21 protein-coding genes are annotated in these 24,602 nt (G+C 65.9%); 11 read left to right on the top strand and 10 right to left on the bottom strand.

What is annotated here, in order from left to right; genetic code table 11:
* Positions 1–116: 116 nt before the first annotated feature.
* From paaB to ACQR1H_RS01105, 5 genes are all read right to left on the bottom strand, one after another.
* Positions 117–404: a 1,2-phenylacetyl-CoA epoxidase subunit PaaB gene (paaB, locus tag ACQR1H_RS01125; RefSeq protein ID WP_434906993.1), complete on the bottom strand. Its 288-nt coding sequence runs from the start codon at positions 402–404 to the stop codon at positions 117–119.
* Positions 405–419: 15 nt separating this feature from the next.
* A complete protein-coding gene (gene paaA, locus ACQR1H_RS01120; RefSeq protein ID WP_434906992.1) occupies positions 420–1,409 on the bottom strand; it encodes a 1,2-phenylacetyl-CoA epoxidase subunit PaaA in 990 nt (329 codons plus the stop codon).
* A 78-nt stretch (positions 1,410–1,487) separates the two neighbouring features.
* Entirely contained in the window at positions 1,488–2,369 is an 882-nt protein-coding gene (gene paaX, locus ACQR1H_RS01115; RefSeq protein WP_315801354.1) for a phenylacetic acid degradation operon negative regulatory protein PaaX, read from the bottom strand.
* 91 nt (positions 2,370–2,460) lie between these two features.
* Positions 2,461–2,937 carry a phasin gene (locus tag ACQR1H_RS01110; protein ID WP_315801355.1) on the bottom strand — a complete coding sequence of 159 codons (477 nt, stop codon included), beginning with the start codon at positions 2,935–2,937 and terminating at the stop codon, positions 2,461–2,463.
* Positions 2,938–3,087: 150 nt separating this feature from the next.
* On the bottom strand, positions 3,088–3,897 hold the full coding sequence (locus ACQR1H_RS01105; RefSeq protein ID WP_316218871.1) for a hypothetical protein: 810 nt from the start codon (positions 3,895–3,897) through the stop codon (positions 3,088–3,090).
* Between the two features lie 146 nt (positions 3,898–4,043).
* Between ACQR1H_RS01105 and ACQR1H_RS01100 the strand changes: the two genes are divergently transcribed.
* The gene (locus ACQR1H_RS01100) at positions 4,044–4,964 is read left to right on the top strand and encodes an alpha/beta fold hydrolase (protein WP_315801357.1); all 921 of its coding nucleotides are present in this window, start codon (positions 4,044–4,046) and stop codon (positions 4,962–4,964) included.
* A 286-nt stretch (positions 4,965–5,250) separates the two neighbouring features.
* Here ACQR1H_RS01100 and ACQR1H_RS01095 read toward each other — a convergent pair whose 3' ends face one another.
* Positions 5,251–6,255 (bottom strand): alpha/beta fold hydrolase, encoded by a 1,005-nt coding sequence (locus tag ACQR1H_RS01095; RefSeq protein ID WP_434864296.1) that lies wholly within the window; start codon positions 6,253–6,255, stop codon positions 5,251–5,253.
* Positions 6,256–6,394: 139 nt separating this feature from the next.
* On the bottom strand, positions 6,395–6,655 hold the full coding sequence (locus tag ACQR1H_RS01090; RefSeq protein ID WP_315801359.1) for a DUF6489 family protein: 261 nt from the start codon (positions 6,653–6,655) through the stop codon (positions 6,395–6,397).
* A gap of 523 nt (positions 6,656–7,178) precedes the next feature.
* Here ACQR1H_RS01090 and ACQR1H_RS01085 point away from each other — a divergent pair.
* From ACQR1H_RS01085 to ACQR1H_RS01040, 10 genes are all read left to right on the top strand, one after another.
* A complete protein-coding gene (locus tag ACQR1H_RS01085; RefSeq protein WP_315801360.1) occupies positions 7,179–8,774 on the top strand; it encodes an ABC transporter substrate-binding protein in 1,596 nt (531 codons plus the stop codon).
* Positions 8,775–8,882: 108 nt separating this feature from the next.
* A complete protein-coding gene (locus tag ACQR1H_RS01080; RefSeq protein ID WP_434906991.1) occupies positions 8,883–9,863 on the top strand; it encodes an ABC transporter permease in 981 nt (326 codons plus the stop codon).
* A gap of 2 nt (positions 9,864–9,865) precedes the next feature.
* Positions 9,866–10,831, top strand: coding sequence for an ABC transporter permease (locus ACQR1H_RS01075; protein ID WP_316183420.1), 966 nt, complete (start codon positions 9,866–9,868; stop codon positions 10,829–10,831).
* Between the two features lie 34 nt (positions 10,832–10,865).
* Positions 10,866–11,849: an ABC transporter ATP-binding protein gene (locus tag ACQR1H_RS01070; protein ID WP_434840527.1), complete on the top strand. Its 984-nt coding sequence runs from the start codon at positions 10,866–10,868 to the stop codon at positions 11,847–11,849.
* On the top strand, positions 11,846–12,853 hold the full coding sequence (locus ACQR1H_RS01065; RefSeq protein ID WP_434886502.1) for an ABC transporter ATP-binding protein: 1,008 nt from the start codon (positions 11,846–11,848) through the stop codon (positions 12,851–12,853). Before ACQR1H_RS01070 ends, ACQR1H_RS01065 begins: the two co-directional genes overlap by 4 nt.
* Before the next feature lie 165 nt (positions 12,854–13,018).
* Positions 13,019–14,821 carry a gamma-glutamyltransferase family protein gene (locus ACQR1H_RS01060; protein WP_434886501.1) on the top strand — a complete coding sequence of 601 codons (1,803 nt, stop codon included), beginning with the start codon at positions 13,019–13,021 and terminating at the stop codon, positions 14,819–14,821.
* A 15-nt stretch (positions 14,822–14,836) separates the two neighbouring features.
* Entirely contained in the window at positions 14,837–15,547 is a 711-nt protein-coding gene (locus ACQR1H_RS01055) for a DUF1028 domain-containing protein (protein ID WP_434840495.1), read from the top strand.
* Positions 15,548–15,631: 84 nt separating this feature from the next.
* A complete protein-coding gene (locus ACQR1H_RS01050) occupies positions 15,632–17,143 on the top strand; it encodes an ABC transporter substrate-binding protein (RefSeq protein ID WP_434840496.1) in 1,512 nt (503 codons plus the stop codon).
* A 220-nt stretch (positions 17,144–17,363) separates the two neighbouring features.
* A complete protein-coding gene (locus tag ACQR1H_RS01045; protein WP_316218879.1) occupies positions 17,364–18,305 on the top strand; it encodes an ABC transporter permease in 942 nt (313 codons plus the stop codon).
* 64 nt (positions 18,306–18,369) lie between these two features.
* Positions 18,370–19,200 (top strand): ABC transporter permease, encoded by an 831-nt coding sequence (locus ACQR1H_RS01040; RefSeq protein WP_315801390.1) that lies wholly within the window; start codon positions 18,370–18,372, stop codon positions 19,198–19,200.
* A 233-nt stretch (positions 19,201–19,433) separates the two neighbouring features.
* Here the strand turns inward: ACQR1H_RS01040 and ACQR1H_RS01035 are convergent, their stop codons facing one another.
* The 3 genes from ACQR1H_RS01035 to ACQR1H_RS01025 form a co-directional block, all read right to left on the bottom strand.
* Positions 19,434–22,532, bottom strand: a complete 3,099-nt coding sequence (locus ACQR1H_RS01035; protein WP_316218881.1) for a MexW/MexI family multidrug efflux RND transporter permease subunit — start codon at positions 22,530–22,532, stop codon at positions 19,434–19,436.
* Between the two features lie 83 nt (positions 22,533–22,615).
* Positions 22,616–23,806 (bottom strand): efflux RND transporter periplasmic adaptor subunit, encoded by a 1,191-nt coding sequence (locus tag ACQR1H_RS01030; protein ID WP_434906990.1) that lies wholly within the window; start codon positions 23,804–23,806, stop codon positions 22,616–22,618.
* A 1-nt stretch (position 23,807) separates the two neighbouring features.
* Complete coding sequence (locus ACQR1H_RS01025; RefSeq protein WP_434907177.1) at positions 23,808–24,494, bottom strand: TetR/AcrR family transcriptional regulator; 687 nt, start codon at positions 24,492–24,494, stop codon at positions 23,808–23,810.
* Between the last annotated feature and the right edge of the window lie 108 nt (positions 24,495–24,602).

Raw genomic sequence — 24,602 nt, 5'->3', positions numbered from 1 at the left:
TTTGACCTCCTCCAGGAGCCCGCCGCAGGCGGGCGTCTCGAGGATGGGCCAGGAGCCGTATCGGGCCTCATGGTTCGAGACGGCGCTGCGCGCCTCCTCACCATGAGGAGTTGCACCTACATATGTCCGACTTCCTCGGGCACTTCATAAAAGGTCGGATGCCGATAGATCTTCGTTTCCGCCGGCTCGAACATCATGCCCTTGTCGGCGGGATCGGACGCGGTGATGGCGCTCGACGGCACCACCCAGATCGACAGGCCCTCGCCGCGCCGGGTGTAGAGGTCGCGCGCGGCCTGCAGCGCCATGGTCGCGTCCGGCCCATGCAGCGAGCCGCAATGCTTGTGCGCGAGCCCGTTGCGGCTGCGGATGAAGACCTCCCACAACGGCGTGTTCGGCGTCGCCATCTCGCTCTCCCTTGTCTATTCGGCGGCCTGCGCCATCCGGCGCTGCGCGCACTTCTCGGCGTAGGCGGCCGCGGCTTCGCGCACCCACGCGCCGTCGGCATGCGCCTTGCGGCGCGCCGCCATACGGTCGCGGTTGCACGGGCCGTTGCCGGCCAGCACCTGCTTGAACTCGTTCCAGTCGATCGGACCGTGCCGCCAGTGGCCCTGCTCGTCCTGCGTCATCGCGGGATCGGGAATCGTCAGGCCGAGATACTGCGCCTGCGGCACGGTGGCATCGATGAACTTCTGGCGCAGCTCGTCATTGGAGAAGCGCTTGATCTTCCACTTCGTCGAGGCGTCGCTGTGCTGGCTGGCCTGATCCGGCGGGCCGAACATCATCAGCACCGGCCACCACCATCTGTTCAACGCATCCTGCGCCATCGCCTTCTGCTCGGGCGTGCCGCGGCAGAGCGTGAGCATGATCTCGTAGCCCTGGCGCTGGTGGAACGATTCCTCCTTGCAGACGCGGATCATCGCGCGCGCATAGGGGCCGTAGGAGCAGCGGCACAGCGGGATCTGGTTCATGATCGCGGCGCCATCGACCAGCCAGCCGATCACGCCGATATCCGCCCAGGTCAAGGTCGGGTAGTTGAAGATCGAGGAGTACTTGGCCTTGCCGGCCAGCATCGCGTCAACCAGTTCCTCGCGCGAGGCGCCAAGCGTCTCGGCCGCGGCGTAGAGATACAGCCCATGGCCGCATTCGTCCTGGACCTTGGCGAGCAACGCCGCCTTGCGGCGCAGGCTCGGCGCGCGCGTGATCCAGTTGCCCTCGGGCAGCATGCCGACGATCTCGGAATGGGCGTGCTGGGAAATCTGCCGGACCAGCGTCTTGCGATAGGCCGACGGCATCCAGTCGTTCGGCTCGATGCGCTCCTCGGCATCGATGCGCGCCTGAAAGCGCGAGGCGCGTCCGGCGTCCTCGGCGAAGCTGCCCTCCTCGGGCGAATTGAGCGCCTGCGTGTACATGCGGCGGCGTCCTCCCAGGACTTGGTTGCCGCCAATATATAACGAGATTTTATCCGTGCAATCGAATTCTGTAATATATCAGCCCACCTCATGGGCATCGGCGAACCGCCGCAGCAGCGTCGCGCCGGCCGCAGGCAAAGGCCCCTCTTCATTGGTCGCGTGAGCGTCGAGCCATCGCTCGGAACCCGGCAGCAGCAGCCGGTAGATGTCGCCGCAGAGCACACGTGCTTGTCGTCCCGGCCAGTTCCCAGGCAGCAGCTCGGCCGGCAGCAAGGGATCGCGCAGCACGATGCGGCGGTAGTGATGGATCAGCAGGATCCGGGCGGTGAAGGCCTGGCCGTCGGACAGCGGCTCGCCGCGTTCGATGCTGGCCTTGAGCGGCGCAAAGGAGGCGCTGAACTTGCGATAGGCTTCCGCAGTCCGCTCCAGTGCCCAGCTCTCGGCGACCAACCGCCGCGCCATATCCGAGCCTGCGGAGGCCTGCAGGCGGACCGCCCCCTCCACCGCGTCCGGCACGGCGATGCTCGAGGGCGCCACGAACACGCCGGGCAGCGGGCTGCCGAAGCCGGCGTCGCGCAGCGCGATCCGCGCCTGCTCGCGGTCATCAGCGCTGCCGATGAGCAGCAGTTCGAAGCTGCCGTTCCATTCCGCCGGCGGCGAATCGTAGATGTGGCGGGTGGCGCCGGCAAAGGTCTGCTCGCCGCGCCGGGTCAGGCGATAGAAGCTGTTGCGGCCGCTCTTCGTCCGCTCGAACCAGCCTTCCGCCGTCAGCCGCGACATCGCGGTGCGCACCACGCTACCGTCGATCGCGAGCCCTTCGAAGAAGGCCAGCAGACTGCCGAGCCAGACGCTGCCGCCGCGCGGCACGATGGCGTCGCCGAACACGGTGATGATCAGCGAGCCCGTGCGCGACGGCTCGCTCTTGAGCTCATGGACGATGCGGGACAGCGGCTGCGGCATGGTGCAGGCTTTAGCCGGTTTCGCCCGATCGCAAAAGAAAAGGCCCGCATGGAGCGGGCCTTGCAGATGGATCGACGGACGCGCGAGGCGATCAGGCGGTCTTGTTGTAGGCCTTGGCCATGTTCTCCTGGGCGAGCTTGGCACCCTCGGTGACGAGCTTGCCGACATACTCGCTGGTCGACTTGGCGCGGGCGACGAGCGCCTCGCCACGGGCGCGGGCCAGCTCACCCTGGATCTGAACGGCTTCGCTGATCGACTTGGCGGACGCCAGCTTGTCCAGGCCGTCGAAGAACGCTTCGGTGTCCTGATACAGCGCCTGCTGGATGTTGCGGCTGATCTTGCCGGCCTCGGTCACGCCGTCGAACACGGCGGTTTCGATCGCCGACGTCACCTTCTCGGAGCCAGCGAGGGCCTCCGCAGCGCGCTCCTTGGCGGTCGACGCGGTCTTCTTGACGAACTCCCGCGCGGACTCCGGCACTTCCATCGTCTGCAGGTTCTTGAACGCGTCGGTCACCGGCGCAAAGGCATCCTTGACGGTGTCGAACACGGTATTGGTCTCGGTGGTCATGGCTGTCTCCATCCTCAATGCTTCTGAGCTATGGCTCGCTCCGTCTCTTATGAAACCGGAGTGACTCAGCTATACCAGCACACATAGTGCATCGCAACAAAAATGTTGCAATGCACCATCTCGGGAGGATGGGGGAAAGGCCGTCCCCGCTCAAGTGCCCGACGGCGCATCATTGCCTTGGCGCGAGCCCCGATCAGGGCCGCCCCCATGCTTCTTGTTGCGAGACTTTCCGGGCCGGACCGGCTCGGCCGTTCCCGGCGCGGTCTCGACCGCCCCGGGTTCTGGTTCCGCCGGCGGCGACGGTTTCATCACCCTGTCGAGCACCTCCCGGATCTCGCGCAGCTGCGCCTCGATGGACGCCATCGGGGCAGGACCGGACGGCTGCGCCGCCTTCAGAATCTGGTCGAGCAGCGCCTTGATCTCGCTCAACTGGGGCGTGGCATCGATGGCAGGCTTCGTTCCGGGGGGCGGCGCTTTGGATGTGGCAACAAGCTCGTTGAGCAAGGCCTTGATCTCGTTGAGCTCAGGCGTGACGTCGACCGGTGCCGGCGCAACCGGCTGCGCCTTGGATGCGGCGAGAAGCGCGTCGAGCAAGCTCTTGATCTCATTCAACTGGGGAGCGAGATCCACCGGCGGTTTCGATGCCGGCAGCGGCACCTTCGCGGCGCCCAGCAGCTCCTTCAACAGCGCCCGCGTCTCCGCCAGTTCGCCTTCGATCGACGCCAGCCGCTCGTTGAGCGCAGTCAGTTGACCGCGGCTCGGCACGTTCATGCCGGCGAAGTAGTTTTCCATCAGATCGGCCATGGGCTTCTGTCCGTTTCCAGAACCAGTTGCAGGATCGTCGGAGGATGAGCGGGCCGCGCCCAGCGGGCGCAATCGCGTGAAGGCCGTGAAGCTCTTCTGCATCTCACCGACCATCTGCTGCCAGAATGCGATCGGATCGCCGGACTTGTTCACCATCGGCACGCTCCTTCAGGCCACGCGGAGACTCAACGCAACCTATCATAGCACGTCATCGCTGCGATGCGGGAGGATCATGGGGCCGCTTCTCTCTGTCGGCGGAACCATGCCATAGATGGCCTGTTGGCCTTGAACGAGGGATCATCGTGACTGCAAATGCTCATCAGCCGCCGCAGACCGTGCGCGCCAACGGTATCGACATCTGCTACGAGATCTTCGGCGACCCGGCGGCCCCTCCTCTCGTGCTGATCATGGGCCTCGGCGGGCAGATGATCATCTGGTACGATGAGTTCTGCGAACAGCTCGCAAGCTGCGGCTTTCGCGTGATCCGCTTCGACAACCGCGACATCGGCCAGTCGAGCAAGCTGCATGGCGGACGCCGCCTGACGCCGTTCGAGCTGCTCAAGCTGCGCTTCTTCAACATTCCCGTCGCCGCGCCCTACAAGCTGCTCGACATGGCCAAGGACACGGTCGGCCTGATGGACGCACTCGACATCAAGTCGGCGCATCTGGTCGGCGCGTCGATGGGCGGCATGATCGCGCAGGAGATCGCGATCTCCTTTCCGCATCGCGTGCGCTCGCTGACATCGATCATGTCGACGACCGGCAATCCGCGCATCCCGCCGCCGACGCGCGAGGTCGCGATGCTGCTGATGGCGCCGCCGCCGAAGACCAAGGACGAGTACATCAAGCGCTTCCAGAGGACCTGGAAGGCGCTGCGCGTCGGCTCCTTCCCCGAGGACGAGGCAAGTGACGTGGCGCTCGCCGAACGCTGCTTCGCGCGCGGCATCAATCCCGCCGGCGTCGGACGTCAGTTGCGCGCGATCCTGGCCTCCGGCAGCCGCAAGCCGCGGCTGCATCTGGTGACCGCGCCGACACTCGTGATCCACGGCAAGGTCGACCCGCTGGTTCATCCCACCGCCGGCAAGGACACCGCGGAGTCGATTCCGAATGCCAAGCTCCTGATGATCGACGGCATGGGTCACGCCACCCCGCGGCCGATGTGGCCGCAGATCATCGACGCCATCGCCGAGCACGCGCACGGCGCGAATGCGCAGGCGGCGTAGAATGGCAGTCGGTGGTCATCGCCGCCGCCCGGAAACGAGCTGTCGTCCCGGCGAACGCCGGGACCCATAACCACCGGCTTTGGTGATGGCGACGGGCTGTGGCTCCAGCCCGCTTCAGCCATCCGGGCCTGTGGTTATGGGTCCCGGATCGGCGCCTGCCGACGCGTTGCGTCGACAGGCTTGTCCGGGACGACTCCGGGACGACACATGTTGCTGGGGGTCGCTATTGCGTCACCCGACGCGAGTCTGTGTCTCAGCCGTTCTTCAAACGAACCGCCGGAAGCCCCTACCCAAACCTCCGCCGCCGCCATTCGATCAGCTTGGCGCTCACCTCCTCCGGCTGCTCCTGCTGCGTCCAGTGGCCGCTGTCGCGGACGAGATATTTCTCCAGGTCCGGGACAAGCTTCTCCATGCCGTCCGTGGCCGAGGGCGGCAGCACGGCATCGTTCTCCGCCATGATCATCAGCGACGGCACGCGCACCGTATGGTCGAGCCCTTCGGCGCGCTGCCAGTTGCGCGTCATGTTGCGATACCAGTTGATGCCGCCGGTGAAGCCGGTGCGCGTGAAGGTGTCGACGAACACCTGCTTCTCGGCCTCCGACAGGATCGGCTGCCGCGTGTCCTTGGCGGCGTCATAGGCCGCGATCATCTGCGGGAACGCCAGATTGAGCGACGGCGACGCTGCGATCCCGCCGGCCGGCGGCTCCGTCGGCGGCGCATCGCTGCGCGGCAGCGGCTTGCGCATGAACGCATCGAAGGTCTCCCCGACGCGGCTGCCGAAGATGCGGTCCGGCTCGCGTGCGGGATCCTGGAACTGCACGATGTACATCATGTCGCCGAACCGCTTGCGCATGATGGCGATGGGATCGGCAGGCGCGCGCGGCAGATGCGGCGTGTTGATGCCGACCACGCCCGCGACTCGATCGGGGTATCGCAGCGGCATCTGCCAGACGACGAAGCCGCCCCAGTCGTGTCCGACGAAGATCGCCTTGTCGATGTTGAGATGATCGAGCAGGCCGACGAGGTCGGCGGTGAGATGCTCGAGGTCATAGGCCTCGACCGGCTCCGGCCGGTCGGTCGCGCCATAGCCGCGCTGGTCGGGTGCGATGACGCGGATGCCAGCCTCGGCCAGCGCCTTGATCTGGTGCCGCCAGGAGAAGGCCAGCTCCGGCCAGCCGTGACAGAGGATCATCGGCGACCTGTCGCTGACGGGGCCCGCCTCGTAATAGCCCATGCGAATGCCATTGGTCGTCGCGAACTGCAGCGCCGGCATCCAAGACGGATCGGTCATGCCTCCTCCCCTGAAGCTGTTCAGCCGGCCTTTTTCGACCGGTCTTCGGCTCCGGCGTGGAGCCTGCTCCATGCCGTGACGTCACGCCGCTTCTCCTCGGAGTTCCGCGCGAGCGAAATCCGAGCAGCCGTTTGCCTCGTCAGGCCGACTTCTTGTCGCTCGAACGGCTGCCGCCGAGGCCTGTCATGGTCAGCATCAGGTCCTGAAACCGTTCGGCCAGGCGAGGATCGAACGTGAACCAGCTCTGCATGATGGCTTCGGGCGTGAGCTTGTCGATGTTGCTCGTCATCTGGTTCTGCAGCCGGTCCATGACCGCGGCCTGCATCGGACCGACATCGGGAAGTCCGAAAAACTGCCGCGCTTCGAGCGGTGTGCAATCGATCTCGATATTGACTTTCATGTCCGCTCCGCTGTTCGAACCATCCCGACACCAGCCCCGGGCCGGGCCCCCTTCACAAGGAACGCCCATCCCGGACTCTCGGCAGGGATGTCCAGTATCACCGCGCCGGCCCCCCTCTAGCAAGCGGCGCGTTGCTGCAGGTGCGCAATTCCCGGGACATGGTCAATCCGGCGGGCCCTCAGCCCGATCCCGGACGGCGTCGCGCGCGTGCGCTGCACAGCGGCCGCGGAGATAACCATATCGTTTAGGCTTAAACAAACTGCACTTGTGTGCCGCCGCTGAACTCTGGCAACATATTCGGATCGATCTGCCGCGGGTCGTACGGCGCACCGCCAGGCCAGAGCCAACGGGATCAGTTCATTCCGGCGCGGCATCAGACTTGCAAGCATATCGCCCGGCGTCTTGTTGCTTCTTGAAGTTCGTGCAAGAGGCGCTGCAGACAACACGAACTTCGAAGCAAAGCAGGCCGGACATAATCGCGCCTGCCGAAAAACCAAGCGTCAAACGCGGAGAATTTGGACATATGTCGGGACGCAAATCCCTGCTCATCGCGGCAGCGGTCGCATTCGGCCTCGCCGTCATGCCGGCCTCGGCCCAGACCCTGCGCTATGCCAACCAGGGCACCCTGAAATCGCTCGATCCCTACACCTTCAAGGAATCGACCACGATTGCGCACCATGCTCACGTCTATGAGGGGCTGACCGCGCGCGACAAGGATCTGAAGATCATCCCCGCGCTGGCCGAGAGCTGGGAAACGCCCGAGCCGACCCGCTGGCGCTTCCATCTGCGCAAGGGCGTCAAGTTCCACAATGGCGAACCCTTCACCGCCGACGACGTGATCTTCTCCGCCGATCGTGTCCGCGCCACCGGCTCCAACTTCCTCTCCAACGTTCCGCCGGACGCAAAATTCATCAAGGTCGACGACTACACCGTCGACGTGAAGCTCGATGCCCCCAATCCCATCCTGATCTCGCAATGGGATACGTGGTACATCATGAGCAAGAAGTGGTGCGAGGACAACAACTCGGTCGCGCCGACGCCGGTGTCGGCAACCACGCCGAGCTACGCCGCGCTGCATGAGAACGGCACCGGCCCCTTCATCATCGAGAGCCATCAGCCCGGTGTGAAGACCGTGTTCAAGGTCAATCCGAACTGGTGGGGCAAGCCCGAGCACAATCTGAAGGAGATCGTGTTCACCACCATCGCTTCCGACGCCACGCGCGTCGCGGCGCTGCTGTCCGGCGAGGTCGACATCATCGAGCCGGTCCCGGTGCAGGATATCGGCCGCGTCGACTCGAGCCCGAACGCTCACGTCCTGAAGGGACCGGAGCTGCGCACGATCTTCCTCGGCATGGACGAGACGCGCGACGAGCTGTTGTACTCCAACGTCAAGGGCAAGAACCCGTTCAAGGACATCCGCGTCCGCGAGGCCTTCTACAAGGCGATCGACGTCGAGCTGATCAAGACCCGCGTCATGCGCGGCCTGTCGACGCCGTCGGCGCTGATGATCGCGCCGGAGCTGTTCCCGCTGTCGAAGGAGTTCACCCGGCCGAAATACGATCCCGACGCGGCCAAGAAGCTCCTGACGGAAGCCGGCTATCCCGACGGCTTCGAGGTCGGCATGGACTGCCCGAACGACCGCTACGTCAACGACGCCGCGATCTGCCAGGCCGTGGTCGGCATGCTCGCCCGCATCGGCGTCAAGGTGAACCTGAACGCGCAGCCCAAGGCGCAGTACTTCGCCAAGGTGCTGAAGCCCGGCGGCTACAACACCTCGTTCTTCCTGCTCGGCTGGACGCCCTCCTCGATGGACGCGCACAACGTGATGCACGACATCATGGGCTGCCGTGACGACGCCAAGGACCCGACCCGGGGCGAGGCCAATCTCGGCAATTACTGCAACAAGGAGTTCGACGCCCTGACCGACAAGGTCCTGGTCGAGACCGACACCGCCAAGCGCAATCAACTGATCAAGCAGGCGTTCGAGATTGGCATCAAGGATTACGGCTACATCCCGCTGCATCAGCAGGCAGTGGCCTGGGGCGTCTCGAAGAAGGTGAAGATTCCGCTGCGCGCCGACAACGCCGTGCTGCTGTTCCTCGCCACCAAGACCGAGTAGTCCACAAGCGACGACGAGTCCCGGAAAGCAGAACTGCTTTTCGGGACTTTTCATTTCCTGCGGCAGGTGCTACGCGCCGCCGCATCTCGAAGGACCTGAAAGGATCAGATGCTCGCCTTCGCGCTTCGCCGAGCAATTCAGGCCATCGGCGTCATGATCGCCGTCGGAATCATCGCGTTCGCCATGTTCCGCTTCGCCGGAGATCCGGTGAGCCAGATCGTGCCGATCGACGCGTCGGCGGCGGAACGGGCCAGCATCCGCGAGTCGCTCGGCCTCGACGATCCCTTCATCGTGCAGTTCGGACGCTATCTGTTCGACGCGGCGCAGTTCAAGTTCGGCGTCTCCTATCAGTTCCGGCAGCCGGTCTCCGATCTCCTCAAGGAGCGCATGCCCGCCACACTGGAACTGGCGGTCTGCGCGACGATCCTGGCGCTGGTCTTCGGCATCCTGATGGGCGTGTTCTCGGCGCTGCACCGCGACTCCCTGCTCGCCAAGCTGTTCCAGATGCTGTCGCTGATCGGCATCTCCCTGCCGACCTTCCTGATCGGCATCCTCCTGATCTACCTGTTCTCGGTCACGCTGGGCTGGCTGCCGTCTTTCGGCCGCGGCGACACCGTCAGGTTCGGCTGGTGGACATCGGGCCTGTTCACCGTCTCCGGCTGGAAGGCGCTGATCATGCCCTCCATCACGCTCGGCCTGTTCCAGATGACCCTGATCATGCGGCTGGTCCGCGCCGAGATGCTCGAGGTGCTGCGCACCGACTACATCCGCTTCGCCCGTGCCCGCGGGCTGACCACGCGCGCGATCCATTTCGGCCACGCGCTGCGCAACACCCTGGTGCCGGTGATCACCGTGGTCGGTCTGCAGTTCGGCTCCGTCATCGCGTTCTCGATCATCACCGAGCAGGTGTTCCAGTGGCCGGGCATGGGCCTGCTGTTCGTGCAGGCGGTGCAGAACGTCGACATCCCGATCATGGCGGCCTACCTGATGATGGTGTCGCTGATCTTCGTCACCATCAATCTCGTGGTTGATATCCTCTACACCGTGGTCGATCCGCGCCTGCGCGCGACCATCAGCCGTCCGGCCTGATCATGAGCGACGCAGCCCTCCCCCACCCCACGCCGGTCGAGACGCCGCGCGCCGCCGACGGCTGGCTGAAGCGTGCGTTTGCGAGCGACCTGTTCTACTCGTTCCGCCGCTCGAAGCTGACGGTCGCCGCGGCCGTGATCACGCTGCTGTTCTTCCTGCTGGCTATCTTCGCGCCGCTGCTGTCGCCGCAGAACCCGTTCGACCCGGCGCAGTTGCAGCTCCTGAACTCGCGCATCTCGCCGCTGTGGACCGCCGACGGGCAGAGCCCGTTCCTGCTGGGCACCGACGAGCAGGGCCGTGACGTGCTCTCGGCCATCCTCTACGGCCTGCGCATCTCGCTCCTGGTCGGCATTCTCGGCGTCGCCTTTTCCGGTGCGCTCGGCATCGGCCTCGGCCTGATCGCGGGCTATTTCGGCGGCCGGGTCGACACCGTGATCATGCGCATCGCCGACGTCCAGCTGACCTTTCCGCCGATCCTGATTGCGCTGCTGGTCAACGGCATCGCCAAGTCCGTCTCTGGCAACCGGCTGGACTGGCTCAGCATGCTGGTCGTGCTCGTGCTGGCGATCGGCCTCTCGTTCTGGGTGCAATATGCGCGCACGGTGCGCAGCTCGGTCCTCGTCGAGAAGAACAAGGACTACGTCGCGGCGGCACAACTGATCGGCCTGCCCGCGCCCGTCATCATGCTGCGCCACGTGCTCCCCAACACCACCGGTCCCGTGCTGGTGATCGCCACCATCAACCTGGCGCTGGCGATCATCACCGAGGCGACCCTGTCGTTCCTCGGCTCGGGCATGCCGGAGACGATGCCGTCGCTCGGGACCCTGATCCGGATCGGAAACAATTATCTGTTCGCCGGCGAATGGTGGATCGTCGCCTTCCCCGGCATCGCGCTCGCCGGGCTGATCCTCGCGATCAACCTGCTCGGCGACTGGCTGCGCGACGCCCTCAACCCGAAACTGCGATGACCCGCGTGATGGCGTCCTTCCGAGGCTCGAGCTCATGACCGCCCCCGTTCTGTCCGTGCGCAATCTGCAGGTCGAGTTTGCGACCCGGCGCGGCACCCTGCGCGCGATCGACGGCGTCTCCTACGACATCGCCAAGGGCGAGGTGCTCGGCGTCGTCGGCGAATCCGGCGCCGGCAAATCCGTCACCGGCCTTGCCGTGATCGGCCTGATCGATCCTCCGGGCCGCATCTCCGGCGGCGAGATTGAGCTCTCCGGCCTGCGCATCGACAACCTGCCCCCGGAGGAGATGCGCAAGGTGCGCGGCAAGCGCATCGGCATGATCTTCCAGGATCCGCTGACCTCGCTCAATCCGCTGTATCGCGTCGGCGACCAGATCATCGAGACCATCAGGACCCATACCAACCTCACCGAGCAGCAGGCGCGCAAGCGCGCCATCGACCTGCTCGCCGAGGTCGGCATATCAGCGCCGGAGAAGCGCATCGACGGCTACCCGCACGAATTCTCCGGCGGCATGCGCCAGCGCGTCGTGATCGCGCTCGCTTTGTGCGCCGAGCCGGAGCTGATCATCGCCGACGAGCCGACCACCGCGCTCGACGTCTCCGTGCAGGCGCAGATCATCTCGCTGATCAAGCGGCTCGGCCGCGACCACGGCACCGCGGTGATGCTCGTGACCCATGACATGGGCGTGATCGCCGAGACCTGCGACCGCGTCGCGGTGATGTATGCCGGCCGCGTCGCCGAGATCGGCCCGGTGCAGGAGGTGATCCAGAACCCGCTGCACCCCTATGCCAAGGGCCTGATGGGCGCGATCCCGACGCTCGCCGGCGAGGAGAAGCGGCTGGTGCAGATCCCAGGCTCGATGCCGCGGCTGTCGGCCATTCCGCCGGGCTGCTCGTTCAATCCGCGCTGCAGTGCAGCCTTCGACCGCTGCCGCGTCGACCGGCCGGAGCCGCTGCGCCAAGGCACGCAGGCGGTCGCCTGCCATCTGTATGATCGCGCGACGGAGACCGCGGCATGAGCGACTTCGTCGAGGTCAGGGATCTGCGCCGGGTGTTCGACGTCTCGAAGCCCTGGCTCAACCGCGTGATCGAGCGCCAGCCGCAGGAATTCCTGAAGGCGGTCGATGGCGTCAGCTTCGGCATCAGGAAGGGCGAGACCTTCGCGCTGGTGGGCGAATCCGGCTCGGGCAAGACCACGGTCGCGCGCATGGTGGTCGGGCTGCTGGCGCCGACGTCGGGCGAGGTCATCATCGACGGCGTGTCGATGAGCGAAGCGCGCCAGGCGCAGGTGCGGCGCAAGCTGCGCCGGCGCATCCAGATGGTGTTCCAGGATCCCTACGCCAGCCTCAACCCGCGCTTCCGGGTCGACAGCATCATCGCCGAGCCGATCCGCGCCTTCGACATCATCGAGGGCGAACGCCAGATCAAGGACCGTGTCGGCGAGCTCCTGACCCTCGTCGGCCTGCATCCCGACGACGGCCAGAAATTCCCGCACGAATTCTCCGGCGGCCAGCGCCAGCGCATCGCGATCGCGCGCGCGCTCGCCTCCGAGGCCGAGTTCATCGTCTGCGACGAGCCGACCTCGGCGCTCGACGTCTCCGTACAGGCGCAGATCCTCAATCTGATGCGCGATCTGCAGGACAAGTTCGGCCTGACCTATCTGTTCATCAGCCACAATCTCGCGGTCGTGCGTCACATGGCGAGCCGCATCGGCGTGATGTATCTCGGCCGCATCGTCGAGATCGCCGACGGCCGCACCCTCTTCAACGATCCGCGCATGCCCTACACCAAGATGCTGCTCGGCGCCGTCCCGGACCTGTCGATGTCCGGCCGCCAGCGCATCCCGGTCAAGGGCGAGATCCCGAACCCGATCAATCCGCCTTCGGGCTGCACCTTCAACCCGCGTTGTCCCCTTGCATTCGATCTCTGTCGGCAGCAGTCGCCCGAACTCATCGGCGGCGTGGCCTGCCATGCGGTGAACCAGCCGGCTGACAGGACCGTTGTGACGGCATCGGTTGCGTGAAGCGGAATCTGAATGAAGTCGTCATTGCGAGGAGCGAAGCGACGAAGCGATCCAGAGTCACATCGGAACCCTGGATTGCTTCGCGGAGCCTGTCATCCGGCCGCGCTTCGCGCGGACCGGGTGGCTCGCAATGACGGCGAGTACTTAGGATAGGCAAAGCCGGCGATGAGCTTCATCAACCCCGATCCCTTCACGACCCGCCCCGAGATCGACGGCACGTTCGGCGTCGTGACCTCCACGCACTGGCTCGCCACCGCGGTGGGCATGGCGATGCTGGAGCGCGGCGGCAACGCCTTCGACGCCGGCGTCGCGGCGGCCTTCACCCTGCAGGTGGTGGAGCCGCATCTGAACGGTCCCGGCGGCGACGTGCCGATCATCCTGCACGACGTCAAGCGCGGTCGCACCGAGGTCATCTGCGGCCAGGGCCCGGCGCCATCAGGCGCCACCATCGCGCACTACAGGAACGAAGGCCTGGACATGGTGCCCGGCACGGGCCTGCTCGCGGCCTGCGTGCCCGGCACGTTCGAGTCCTGGATGCTGCTGCTGCGCGACTACGGCACGATGCGGCTGCGCGACGTACTGGAGCCGGCGATATGCTATGCGCGCGACGGCTATCCGCTGGTCGAACGCGTCTCGGCGACGATCCAGACCGTCGAGCAGTTGTTCAAGACGCATTGGCCGACCTCGGCCGCGCTCTATCTGCCCAACGGCAACGTGCCGCGGCCGGGCACGCTGTTCACCAGTCCACAGCTCGCGGAGACCTACGCGCGCATTCTGAGCGAAGGCGAAAGCGCGGGTGCTGATCGCGACGCGCAGATCGAGCGAGCCCGCAAGGCCTGGTCGCACGGCTTCGTCGCTGAGGCGATCGACCGCTTCTGCCGGACCCAGGAGGTGATGGACGTCTCGGGCGCGCGTCACAAGGGCGTGCTGACCGCCGACGACATGGCGCGCTGGCAGCCGACGATCGAGGCGCCGCTGACCTATGAGTACGGCCGCTACACCGTGTGCAAGGCCGGCGTCTGGAGCCAGGGCCCGGTGCTGCTGCAGCAGCTCGCGCTGCTCAAGGGCTTTGCGCTCGACGGCCTCGATCCGACCGGACCGGACTTCATCCATTGGCAGATCGAAGCCGCCAAGCTGGCGTTCGCCGATCGCGAGGCGTTCTACGGCGATCCGAACTTCGCCGACATTCCGATCCAGACGCTGCTGTCCGATGCCTACAACGACGCGCGGCGCAAGCTGATCACCGACAAGGCCTCGCTCGAGCTGCGGCCCGGCACGCTCGACGGCTACGGCGCCAAGGTGACGCTGCGCGAGGCGCAAGGCCACCGCGAGGCCGTCGGCGCAATGGGCTCGGGCGAGCCGACCGTCGGCCGCTTCGGCGAGGTGCGCGGCGACACCGTGCATTTCGACATCATCGACCGGGACGGCAACATGATCTCGGCCACGCCGTCCGGCGGCTGGCTGCAATCCTCGCCCGTCATTCCCGAACTCGGCTTCTGCCTGGGGACGCGCGCGCAGATGTTCTGGCTCGAGGAGGATCATCCGGCCGCGCTGGTGCCGGGCAAGCGGCCGCGCACGACGCTATCGCCGACCATGGCGCTGCGCGACGGCGAGCCTTACGTGGCCTGGGGTTCGCCCGGCGGCGACCAGCAGGACCAGTGGAACACACAGTTCTTCCTGCGCCACGTCCATGCCGGCATGAACCTGCAAGAGTCGATCGACGCGCCGGCGTGGCACTCCGAGCACTTCCCGATCTCGTTCTGGCCGCGCACCGCACGCCCCGGCGTGCTCGTGGTCGAGAACCGCGTGCCCAAGGCGACCGTCGAGGAGTTGCGCCGTCGCGGCCATGTCGTCGAGGTCGGGCCGGACTGGTCGGAAGGCCGGCTCACGGCCGCATCGCGCGTCGGCCGCCGCCGCCGCGCCGCGGCCAATCCACGGGGCATGCAGGGTTACGCCGCCGGACGATAAGAGAGCAACGCGACGATGACCTGGTCGATCATTGCCAAGGACGATTTCACCGGCCGGATCGGCATCGCCGTCGCCACCCGCTTCTTCGCCGTCGGCGCGCGCGTGCCCTTCATCGTCGCCGGCCACGGCGGCATCGCGACACAGGCGCTGGTCAATCCCTATTACGGCATCGACGGCGTCACGCTGCTGCGCGACGGCCGGCATCCGCGCGAGATCGTGCAACTGCTGACATCTGCCGATCCCGGCCGCGAGAGCCGCCAGCTCCACATCCTCGATCACAACGGCCAGATTGCCGCCCACACCGGCCGCGACTGCATCGACTGGTGCGGCCATCTCGAAGGCCGAGGCTTTTCGATTGCCGGCAACATGCTGGCCGGCCCGCAGGTGCTGAACGAAACCGCGAACGCGTTTCTCGCTCATGGCGCCCTGCCCTTTGCGGAGCGTCTGATCGCGGCCATGAAGGCCGGCGAGGCGGCCGGCGGTGACAAGCGCGGCAAACAGTCCGCCGCCCTCCTCATCCACGGCAAGGAGGAATGGTCCGAGCTCGATCTGCGGGTCGACGATCACGCCGATCCGCTCGCCGAGCTCGCACGCCTGGAAGGCGTCAGCCGCAGGCATTGGGCGGTGTTCCGGCAGTTCATGCCGACGCGCGACAATCCGGCGGGGATTACGGATCGCGCCACCATTGATGCCGGCATCGCCGCGGCGCACGCGAACCAGACATGACCGGGCCGGAAGGACGGCGCGTGACCGGGGTTGGTATGGATAGTGCAACAACGCAGGCTGCATTTTCGTAGGGGACATCGGATGATGAGGAACTGGTGCTTGGCCGCCGTCGCGGCCGTTGTCGTGGCCTCCTGGGGGCCGGCCGCGCAGGCGCAGACCACCTTGCGCATCGGCCTTGCCGAGGACCCCGACGTTCTCGATCCGACCATGGCCCGCACCTATGTCGGGCGCATCGTGTTCGCCGCCACCTGCGACAAGCTGTTCGACATCGACGAGAAGCTCAACATCGTGCCGCAGCTCGCGCTGTCGCAGCAGACATCCGCCGACGGCAAGGAGGTCACCATCAAGCTGCGGCCCGGCGTGAAGTTTCACGACGGCGAGCCGTTCGACGCCGAGGCCGCCAAATTCTCGCTCGACCGCCACCTGACCTTTCCCGGCTCGTTCCGCAAGCCTGAGCTGGCCTCGCTCGATCATGTCGACGTCGTCGATCCCCTGACGATCAAGCTGGTGTTGAAAGCGCCGTTCTCGCCGCTGATCGCCCAGCTCACCGACCGCGCCGGCATGATGGTGTCGCCGAAGGCCGCCAGGGAGGCCGGCGACAAGTTCGGCCTGCATCCGGTGTGCGCCGGTCCGTACAAGTTCGTCGAGCGCGTCCAGCAGGACAAGATCGTGTTCGAGAAGTTCGCCGACTACTGGAACAAGGACAACGTCTTCATCGACAGGATCGTCTACCAGCCCATCGTCGATGCCACGGTGCGGCTGGCGAACCTGAAGTCGGGTGCCCTCGACCTGATCGAGCGCGTGCTCGCGACCGACATCAAGGATGTCCGCGCCGATTCCAGGCTTGCGCTGTCGACTGCGATCGAGCTCGGCTACCAGGGCATCACGCTCAACATCGGCAAGGACAAGGCCAAGGGCCCACTCAGCCAGTCAGCCAAGGTGCGCCAGGCGCTCGATCTCGCGATCGACCGCGAGGCGCTCAACCAGGTGGTCTTCAACGGCGAATTCATGCCGGGCAACCAATGGGTCAATCCCTCGCATCCGTATTATCAGAAGGCCTTCCCGGTGCGTGCCCGCGATGTCGAGAAGGCAAAGGCGCTGCTGAAAGAGGCCGGCGTGACGACGCCTGTCGCGGTCGACTTCATGGTACCGAAGGGTGCCGAGACCGAGGCGGCCGCCCAGGTGGTACAGTCGATGGCCGCCGAGGCCGGCTTCGACATGAAGATCCGTGTGACGGAGTTCGCGACCTCGCTGAAGCAGGCCGAGGCCGGCGACTATCAGGCGTTCATGCTGTCATGGAGCGGCCGGATCGATCCTGACGGCAACAGCTACGTGTTCTTGCACAGCAACGCGCCGCAGAACTACAGCGTCTGGGCCAATGCCGAGGCCGACAAGGCGCTCAGCGACGCGCGGCTGGTGACCGACATGGCCCAGCGCAAGGCGCTCTACGAGAAGCTGACCAAGCTCGAGATCGAGGACGAGCCGATCCTCTACCTCTATCACCGCCGCATCCTGATCGCGCACACCAAGAAGCTGGAGGGCTACAAGCAGATGCCGGACGGCCTGGTGAGGGTGGTCGGGCTGAAGCTGAAGTGAGCGGTCAGGTGGCACCTGGTCGTTGGGACGCGCAGCCGGCGCCCCGCACTCACTCCGCTCCCTCCCCCCTTGTGGGGGAGGGTTGGGGAGGGGGGTGCCACGCACTCCGATCTCGCTTGGGGCACCCCCCTCCCTGTCCCTCCCCCACAAGGGGGGAGGGAACGCAAGCGGCACGACCGGAGTCTGATTGCAAGCATCAGCGTCGGGAGAGGCACTGATCATGCTGACCTTCCTCGCCCGCCGCATAGCCCAGATCATCCCGACCTTGATCTTCGTCTCGATCCTGATCTTCTCGCTGCAACAGCTCCTGCCCGGCGATCCCGCGCTCGTGATGGCCGGCGAGGAGCGCGATCCCGCTGTCATCGAGCAGATCCGCAAGCAGTATCGCCTCGACCAGCCCCTGCCCGTTCAGTACGGCTACTGGATCAAGGGCGTGCTCTCGGGCGATTTCGGCGAGTCGCTGCGCATCAAGATGCCGGTGCGCGATCTCATCCTGCAGAAGCTGCCCGTGACCCTGCAGCTCGCGGCGATGGCGATCGTGATCGCGTTCCTGATCGGCATTCCCGCCGGCATCGTTTCCGCCGTGAAGCGCGGGACGGCCTGGGACTATGCCGCCAACCTGTTCGCACTGTGGGGCATCTCGACGCCGAACTTCTGGCTCGGCATCATGCTGATCTTCCTGTTCTCGATCCAGCTCGGCTGGCTCCCCGCCTCCGGCTACGTCTCGCCCGCCGAGGACTGGCGCGCCAGCCTCGCCGCCACCATCATGCCGGCCTTCGTGCTCGGCAACGCCATCGCCGCGATCCTGATGCGCCACACCCGCAGCGCGATGCTGCAGGTCCTGGGCAGCGACTACATCCGCACCGCGCGCGCCAAGGGCATCTCCGAGCGCCAGGTCATCCTGCGCCACGCGCTGCGCAACGCCCTGACGCCGGTCATCACGCTCGGCGCGCTCGAGCTCGGGACGCTGTTGTCCGGCGCCGTGCTGACCGAGCAGATCTTCTCGATCCCCGGCTTCGGCAAGCTGATCGTCGACGCCGTGTTCAACCGCGACTACGCCGTCGTGCAGGGCGTCGTGCTGGTCACCGCCACCGTCTACATCATGCTGAACCTGATCGCCGATCTCGCTTATGTCCTCGTCAATCCGCGCTTGAGGAGCTGACATGGCCGAGACGACGCTGTCGGCTCCATCAGGAGCACGCGCCCTCGCTCCGCTCGAACGGCCGATGCAGCGCACCTGGCGCCGGCTGGTAAAGCGCAAAGGCGCAATGGTCGGGCTCGGCCTGATCACGGCCTTCATCCTGCTCGCCGTATCAGCGCCGCTGGTGGCGCCCTACGATCCCGTCAAGACGAGCTGGGCGCTCGTGCGCAAGGCGCCGTCCGCGGCGCATTGGTTCGGCACCGACGATCTCGGCCGCGACGTGCTGGCCCGCGTGATCTATGGCGCGCGCGCCTCGCTGCTGGCCGGCGCGATCTCGGTCGCCATCGCGCTGGCGATCGGCGTCCCCATCGGCATGACCGCAGGCTTTCGCGGCGGCTTCATCGATGCCCTGATCAGCCGCATCACCGACGCGATGCTGGCCTGCCCGTTCCTGATCCTGGCGATCGCGCTGGCGGCGTTTCTGGGCCCGAGCCTCGGCAATGCGATGATCGCGATCGGCATCTCGGCGACGCCGATCTTCGTCCGGCTGACCCGCGGCGAGGTGCTGAGCGTCAAGGTCGAGGAATATGTCGAGGCCGCCCGCAGCGTCGGCGATACCGACCTGCAGATCGCGGTCAGGCATATCCTGCCGAACATCATGCCGGCGCTGCTGGTGCAGGCGACGCTGTCGGTCGCCGCCGCCATCATCGCCGAAGCCGCGCTGTCATTCTTAGGTCTGGGCCAGCAGCCGCCGGCCCCGTCCTGGGGCAGCATGCTCAACGCCGCCCAGCGCTTCCTCACCAATGCCCCCTGGATGGCGATCTGGCCGGGGCTCGCGATCTTCCTGGTGGTGCTGTCCCTCAACCTCCTCGGCGACGGCCTGCGCGACGCGCTCGATCCGCAGCAGGAGGAGTAGGCCCTTGCTAGCGCAACACCCTCCAGTGTCGTCCCGGCGAACGCCGGGACCCATAGCCACCGTCGGTCGTTGTTGCGCGAGAAGGTCACTCCGCGCCTGCCTCAAACCACTGCCTGGGGTTATGGGTCCCGGCGTTCGCCGGGACGACAGCGAGGGGTGTCGAGAGACCGGTCAAAACAAAACGGCGGCTGCCAGGGCAGCCGCCGTCGATGTCGTGAGACCAGGCGCCCTCGTCACGTCGCCTTCAGCGCATGATCAGTCTCGGCGTCGAACTGCGCGATCTGCCGGGCGCGCTGCGACTTGGCGGCGGCCTGGTGGTTGGTGGCGATGACGGTGTAGACGGCCGGCAGCACGAACAGCGTGAACAGCGTGCCGATCGACATGCCGGCGACGACGACGAGGCCGATCGAGAAGCGGCTGGCGGCTCCGGCGCCGGTCGCGGTCAGGAGCGGGATCAGGCCGGTGACCATCGCCGCCGTGGTCATCAGGATCGGCCGCAGGCGGATGCGCGCGGACGTCTCGATGGCGGTGCGGCGGTCCATCCCCTCGTTGAGCTGCAGCTCGTTGGCGAACTCCACCATCAGGATGCCGTGCTTGGTGATCAGGCCGACCAGCGTCAGCAGGCCGACCTGGGTGTAGATGTTCATGGTCGCCAGCCCGAAGAACAGCGGAATCAGCGCGCCGACGATCGCCATGGGCACGCTGATCATGATCACCAGCGGATCCCTGAGGCTCTCGAACTGCGCCGCCAGCACCAGGAAGATGATGATCAGCGCGAAGCCGAAGGTGATGGCGAGCTGATTGCCCTCCTGGACGTATTGACGGGCGTCGGCGAGATAGTCGTGGCTGAAGCCGGACGGCAGGTTCTTGGCCTGCTTCTCCAGGAAGTCGACCGCCTGCCCCACGGTGACGCCCGGCATCGGCACGGCGGAGAAGGTCGCCGAGTTGAGCTGGTTGAAATGCGTCAGCGAGTTCGGGTCGGTCGCGGTCTCGATGCTGACGACGGTCGACAGCGGCACCTGCTGGCCGGCCGAGGTCGCGACATAGTAGCCGGACAGCGATTCCGGCGAGATCCGCTTGTCGCGCGGCACCTGCGGAATCACCTGATAGGAGCGGCCCTCGAGGTTGAAGCGGTTGATGTAGTTGCCGCCGAGCAGCACGGCCAGGGTGTTGCCGATCGACTGCATGGTGATGCCGAGATCGCTCGCCTTGCTGCGATCGATCCAGACCTTGACCACCGGCTGGTTGAACTCGAGGTCGCTGTCGGAGACGATGAACATGCCGCTCTTGCGTGCGGCGTCCTTCAGCTTGGCCATCTGCTCATAGACCGCCTGGAAGCCGCTGGTCGAGCTGATCACCATCTGCACCGGCAGGCCGCCGGGGCCGCCCGGCAGCGCCGGCAGGTTGAAGGCGAAGGCGTTGATGCCCTCGATCTTCGACAGCTCCGCCTGCACCAGCGGCTTCAGCTTGATCGAGGAGCGCGTGCGCTCGTCCCACGGCTTGAGCAGCATGCCGGCGAAGCCGCCTTGCGGGCCTTGGATGCCGTTCAGGACGAAGCGAAGATCGGTCTCGGGGAACTTCTGGAACGCCTTGTCGACCTTGTCGGTGTAGAAGTTGATGTAGTCGATATTGGCGTATTTCGGCGCCTTGGTGATCGAGAACACGATGCCCTGATCCTCCTCGGGCGCCAGCTCCTTCGAGGTGTGCATGTAGAGGAAGCCGACGAGGCCGAGGATCGTCAGCGCGAACAGCGCCGTCACCGGCCGGTAGTCGAGCGAGCGGTCGAGCTGGCGGCCGTACCAGCGCGTCATCGCGCCGAACACCCGGTTGACGAGCCGCGCGAAACGCCCTTCTTCGGCGCTGCGCAGCAGCACCGAGCACATCATCGGCGATAGGGTCAGGGCGATCACGCCGGAGACGATGACCGAGCCGGCGAGCGTGAAGGCGAATTCGCGGAACAGCGAGCCGGTGAGACCGCCGAGGAAGCCGATCGGGGCATACACCGCAGCCAGGGTGATCGTCATCGAGATGACGGGGCCGACGATCTCGCGGGCGCCCTGCAGCGCAGCCTGCACGGGTGCCTTGCCCTCCTCCAGATGGCGATGGATGTTCTCCACCACGACGATGGCGTCGTCCACGACCAGTCCGATCGCCAGAACCATCGCCAGCAGGGTCAGCAGGTTGATGGAAAAGCCGAGCGCCAGCATCATCGTGCAGACGCCGATCAGGGACAGCGGGATCGTCACGACGGGGATGATGACCGAGCGCAGCGAGGCCAGGAACAGGAAGATGACCACGATGACGATCAGCACGGCCTCGCCGAGCGTGTGCTCGACCTCGTCGATCGACGACTGGATGAACTTGGTGGAATCGTAGGCCACCTTCATCTTCATCGACGGCGGCAGGTTGCGCTCGAGGTCCGGGAACAGCGCGCGCACACCCCTGACGATGTTGAGCGGGTTGCCCTGTGGCGTCGCGTCGACGCCGATGAAGATGGCGCGCTCGCCGTTGAAGGCGACGCTGGCGTCGGTGCTCTGCGCCGCGAGCTCGACGGTCGCGATATCCTCCATGCGGACGAAGCCGCCGTCCTTGGCCTTGACGATCATCCGCTTGAACTGGTTGACGTCGGTGAGGCCGGTGTTGGTCGTGACGTTGGAGACGATGAAATAGCCCTTGGCCTGTCCGGCCGCGGACTGGAAGTTGTTGGCCGCGATCGCTGCCGCGACGTCGGTCGGCGACACGTTGCGGCCGGCCATCTTCTCGGGGTTCAGCCAGATCCGCATCGCAAAGGTCTGGCCGCCGAGAATGTTCGCCGCGGCGACGCCGTCGACCGTCGACAGCACCGGCTGCACCACGCGCGTCAGATAGTCCGAGATCGCCGATCCCGACAGCTCCTCGCTGGAGAAGCCGAGATACATCACCGAGGTCGTTTGCCCCGTGGTCTTGGTGACGATCGGGTCGTTGGATTCCTTCGGGATCAGGTAGCGGACCGAGTTGACCTTGGCGAGCACCTCGGTAAGCGCCTGGTTCGGATCGAAATTCAGCTTGATGAACACCTGGATCGTGCTGGTGCCCTGCACCGAGGACGAGGTGATGTAGTCGACGCCCTCGGCGGAGGCGACCGCCTGCTCCAGCGGCGTGGTGATGAAACCCTGCATCAGGTCGGCGGACGCGCCGGGATAGACGGTCGTGACGTTGACGACCGTGTTCGACAGCTTCGGATATTGCCGGATCGGCAGCACGAAGGCGGCGCGCAGGCCAAGCAGCAGAATGAGCAGGCTGACCACGACCGACAGCACCGGGCGCTTGATGAAGATATCGGTGAAACGCATCGCGGCAATCCCGTCAGCAGAGGTCAGATGAGGTCCGGACGGGCCGCCACGATCAGGCGGCCCGGCATTGGCTCAGAGGTCGCTCAGTAGCGCGGCGGTTTCGCCGGGACTGGCGGCAGCGGATCGGTGGAGATCGCGACCGCGGCGCCGGACTGGATCTTGAGCTGGCCGACGGCGACGACGCGATCGCCGTCCTTGAGGCCCTTGAGGATCACCGCGCGGCCGTTGATGCGGTCGCCGGTCTGCACATAGATGCGGTCGGCCGTCAGCGCGGTCTTGCCGTCGTCGGTCTTCTTCTCGTTGATGACGAACACCGAGTCGCCATAGAGCGTGTAGTCGACAGCGGTCTCCGGCACCGTCAGCACCGGCGGCTTGTCCGGCAGCACGACCGTGGTGGTCGCGAACATGCCGGGCTTGAGGATGCGCTCCGGATTGGCGATCGTCGCCTGCACCCGGATGTTGCGGGTGTCGGTCGCGATCTGCGGCTCGATCGTGGTGATCTTGCCCTCGAACGTCTTGCCCGGATAGGCATCGACGCCGACGCGCACGGTCTGTCCGACCTTGAGCTGGCCGCTGTCCTTTTCGGTCACGGTGAAGTTGACCCAGAGCTGCGACAGATCGGTCAGCGACACGATCTGCGATCCGGCGGACAGATACTGGCCGACTTCGACCTTGCGGACGCCGAGATCGCCGTCGAACGGCGCGCGCACGAGCTTCTGCGCGATCAGCGCTTCGGTCTTGGCGACGCCGGCCTGGGCCTGGTCGTAGGCGGCCTGGGCCTGGTCGACGGTCGCCTGCGGGCCGAACTGGCGCGAGGCCAATTGCTTGGCTCGGTCGAGCGACAATTGCGCCACGGTGACCTGGGCCTTGTAGTTGGCGAGGTCGCCCTGCTCCGGCGCGTCATAGAGCTGCACCAGCGGCGTGCCCTGCTTCACCGTCGTGCCCGGCGTGAACATGATGTCGGTGATGCGGCCCGAGGCGTCGGAGGTGACGTTGACCTGATGCACGGCGGCGAGATCGCCGACTGCGGTCAACAGGTTCGGCACCGTCTCCGAACTCGCCGTCGCGATGCTGACGTTGAGCGGCGGTGGCTTCATGTTGGCGAAGAACTGCGCGATCATCTTGTCGCGGAACATGTTGAACCACACGAAGCCGCCGACCAGCGCCGCGAGCAGCGCGCCCACGACGATGAACCACAGCACCGGGCGGGTGCGCTTGCGCGGCTTGTCGTCGACCGGCTGTCCGGAGAGCTTGGGTTCCGTCGCAATGTTCATGTCATGCACTTTCTGCCGTCGCCGGCCGGGCCGGAGGTTGCGACAATTCGTGATCGAGGTGGCACGCAATGGCAGCGTCGGTCAGTCCGATGCCGCGCAGGATGAATTCGCTGAGCTGGCGCTCCAGCCTATCAGCAGTTCCATAAGCCAGACACGGGGTCGATGGAAGCCGCGTCAAGGCCGCCATCAATACGGTGTGGTGCGCGAACCAGAACAGGTCACGGGGCGCAGCCACGAGACGCACGGCATCACCACACGCAACGGCACTTTCCAAGGAGTTAACGAACTTGGCGCCGATCAGATCATCGATCTTCGTATACAGCAGCCTTGCGAATTCGCCATCGTCGAGATGGCTCGACGCCATCAGCCGCAGCCGCTGCTCTTCTTCCTCATTGGGGCCGTCGGCGATCCCGAGGAAATGCCGGACCATCCCGGCCATCATCATGACCAGCGTCGCGGTCGAAGGTTCCTGACTGAGCAGCACCTCGAAATCCGGATCGGTCTCGCACTCCTCGGTGAGGATCTCCGCATAGAGCGCCGCCTTGGAGGGGAAATGTTTGAACAGCAGCGCTTCGGAGATCGCCGCCGCCGCGGCCACGCTCTTGGTCGTGGTGCCGGCATAGCCATGACGCGCGAAGCAGCGCTTGGCTGCACCGAGGATCAGCTGCCTCCGGAGATCGCTTGTCATGCGCAAAGTGGACATCGGCCGTGAGTAAATACTCACTTGATTGATGTCAAGAAATATGCCGCGGCGCAGCAGGGTTCGGCGGCCAAGTCCCTGAAATTGCAGGTGGGA

Origin of the sequence: Bradyrhizobium sp. HKCCYLRH2015, assembly GCF_051168215.1 — a bacterium.
Lineage (GTDB): Bacteria > Pseudomonadota > Alphaproteobacteria > Rhizobiales > Xanthobacteraceae > Bradyrhizobium.
This window is presented reverse-complemented; position numbering and strand designations above follow the sequence as displayed.

Excerpts from the sequence above, each read along its gene's own strand:
- paaA (WP_434906992.1), bottom strand. The coding sequence starts at position 1,409 with ATGTACACGCAGGCGCTCAATTCGCCCGAGGAGGGCAGCTTCGCCGAG.
- ACQR1H_RS01035 (WP_316218881.1), bottom strand. The coding sequence starts at position 22,532 with ATGCGTTTCACCGATATCTTCATCAAGCGCCCGGTGCTGTCGGTCGTG.
- ACQR1H_RS01025 (WP_434907177.1), bottom strand. The coding sequence starts at position 24,494 with ATGACAAGCGATCTCCGGAGGCAGCTGATCCTCGGTGCAGCCAAGCGC.
- ACQR1H_RS01030 (WP_434906990.1), bottom strand. The coding sequence starts at position 23,806 with ATGAACATTGCGACGGAACCCAAGCTCTCCGGACAGCCGGTCGACGAC.
- ACQR1H_RS01080 (WP_434906991.1), top strand. The coding sequence starts at position 8,883 with ATGCTCGCCTTCGCGCTTCGCCGAGCAATTCAGGCCATCGGCGTCATG.
- ACQR1H_RS01075 (WP_316183420.1), top strand. The coding sequence starts at position 9,866 with ATGAGCGACGCAGCCCTCCCCCACCCCACGCCGGTCGAGACGCCGCGC.
- ACQR1H_RS01095 (WP_434864296.1), bottom strand. The coding sequence starts at position 6,255 with ATGACCGATCCGTCTTGGATGCCGGCGCTGCAGTTCGCGACGACCAAT.
- ACQR1H_RS01090 (WP_315801359.1), bottom strand. The coding sequence starts at position 6,655 with ATGAAAGTCAATATCGAGATCGATTGCACACCGCTCGAAGCGCGGCAG.
- ACQR1H_RS01105 (WP_316218871.1), bottom strand. The coding sequence starts at position 3,897 with ATGGTGAACAAGTCCGGCGATCCGATCGCATTCTGGCAGCAGATGGTC.
- paaB (WP_434906993.1), bottom strand. The coding sequence starts at position 404 with ATGGCGACGCCGAACACGCCGTTGTGGGAGGTCTTCATCCGCAGCCGC.
- paaX (WP_315801354.1), bottom strand. The coding sequence starts at position 2,369 with ATGCCGCAGCCGCTGTCCCGCATCGTCCATGAGCTCAAGAGCGAGCCG.
- ACQR1H_RS01060 (WP_434886501.1), top strand. The coding sequence starts at position 13,019 with ATGAGCTTCATCAACCCCGATCCCTTCACGACCCGCCCCGAGATCGAC.
- ACQR1H_RS01070 (WP_434840527.1), top strand. The coding sequence starts at position 10,866 with ATGACCGCCCCCGTTCTGTCCGTGCGCAATCTGCAGGTCGAGTTTGCG.
- ACQR1H_RS01110 (WP_315801355.1), bottom strand. The coding sequence starts at position 2,937 with ATGACCACCGAGACCAATACCGTGTTCGACACCGTCAAGGATGCCTTT.
- ACQR1H_RS01055 (WP_434840495.1), top strand. The coding sequence starts at position 14,837 with ATGACCTGGTCGATCATTGCCAAGGACGATTTCACCGGCCGGATCGGC.
- ACQR1H_RS01050 (WP_434840496.1), top strand. The coding sequence starts at position 15,632 with ATGAGGAACTGGTGCTTGGCCGCCGTCGCGGCCGTTGTCGTGGCCTCC.
- ACQR1H_RS01085 (WP_315801360.1), top strand. The coding sequence starts at position 7,179 with ATGTCGGGACGCAAATCCCTGCTCATCGCGGCAGCGGTCGCATTCGGC.
- ACQR1H_RS01040 (WP_315801390.1), top strand. The coding sequence starts at position 18,370 with ATGCAGCGCACCTGGCGCCGGCTGGTAAAGCGCAAAGGCGCAATGGTC.
- ACQR1H_RS01045 (WP_316218879.1), top strand. The coding sequence starts at position 17,364 with ATGCTGACCTTCCTCGCCCGCCGCATAGCCCAGATCATCCCGACCTTG.
- ACQR1H_RS01065 (WP_434886502.1), top strand. The coding sequence starts at position 11,846 with ATGAGCGACTTCGTCGAGGTCAGGGATCTGCGCCGGGTGTTCGACGTC.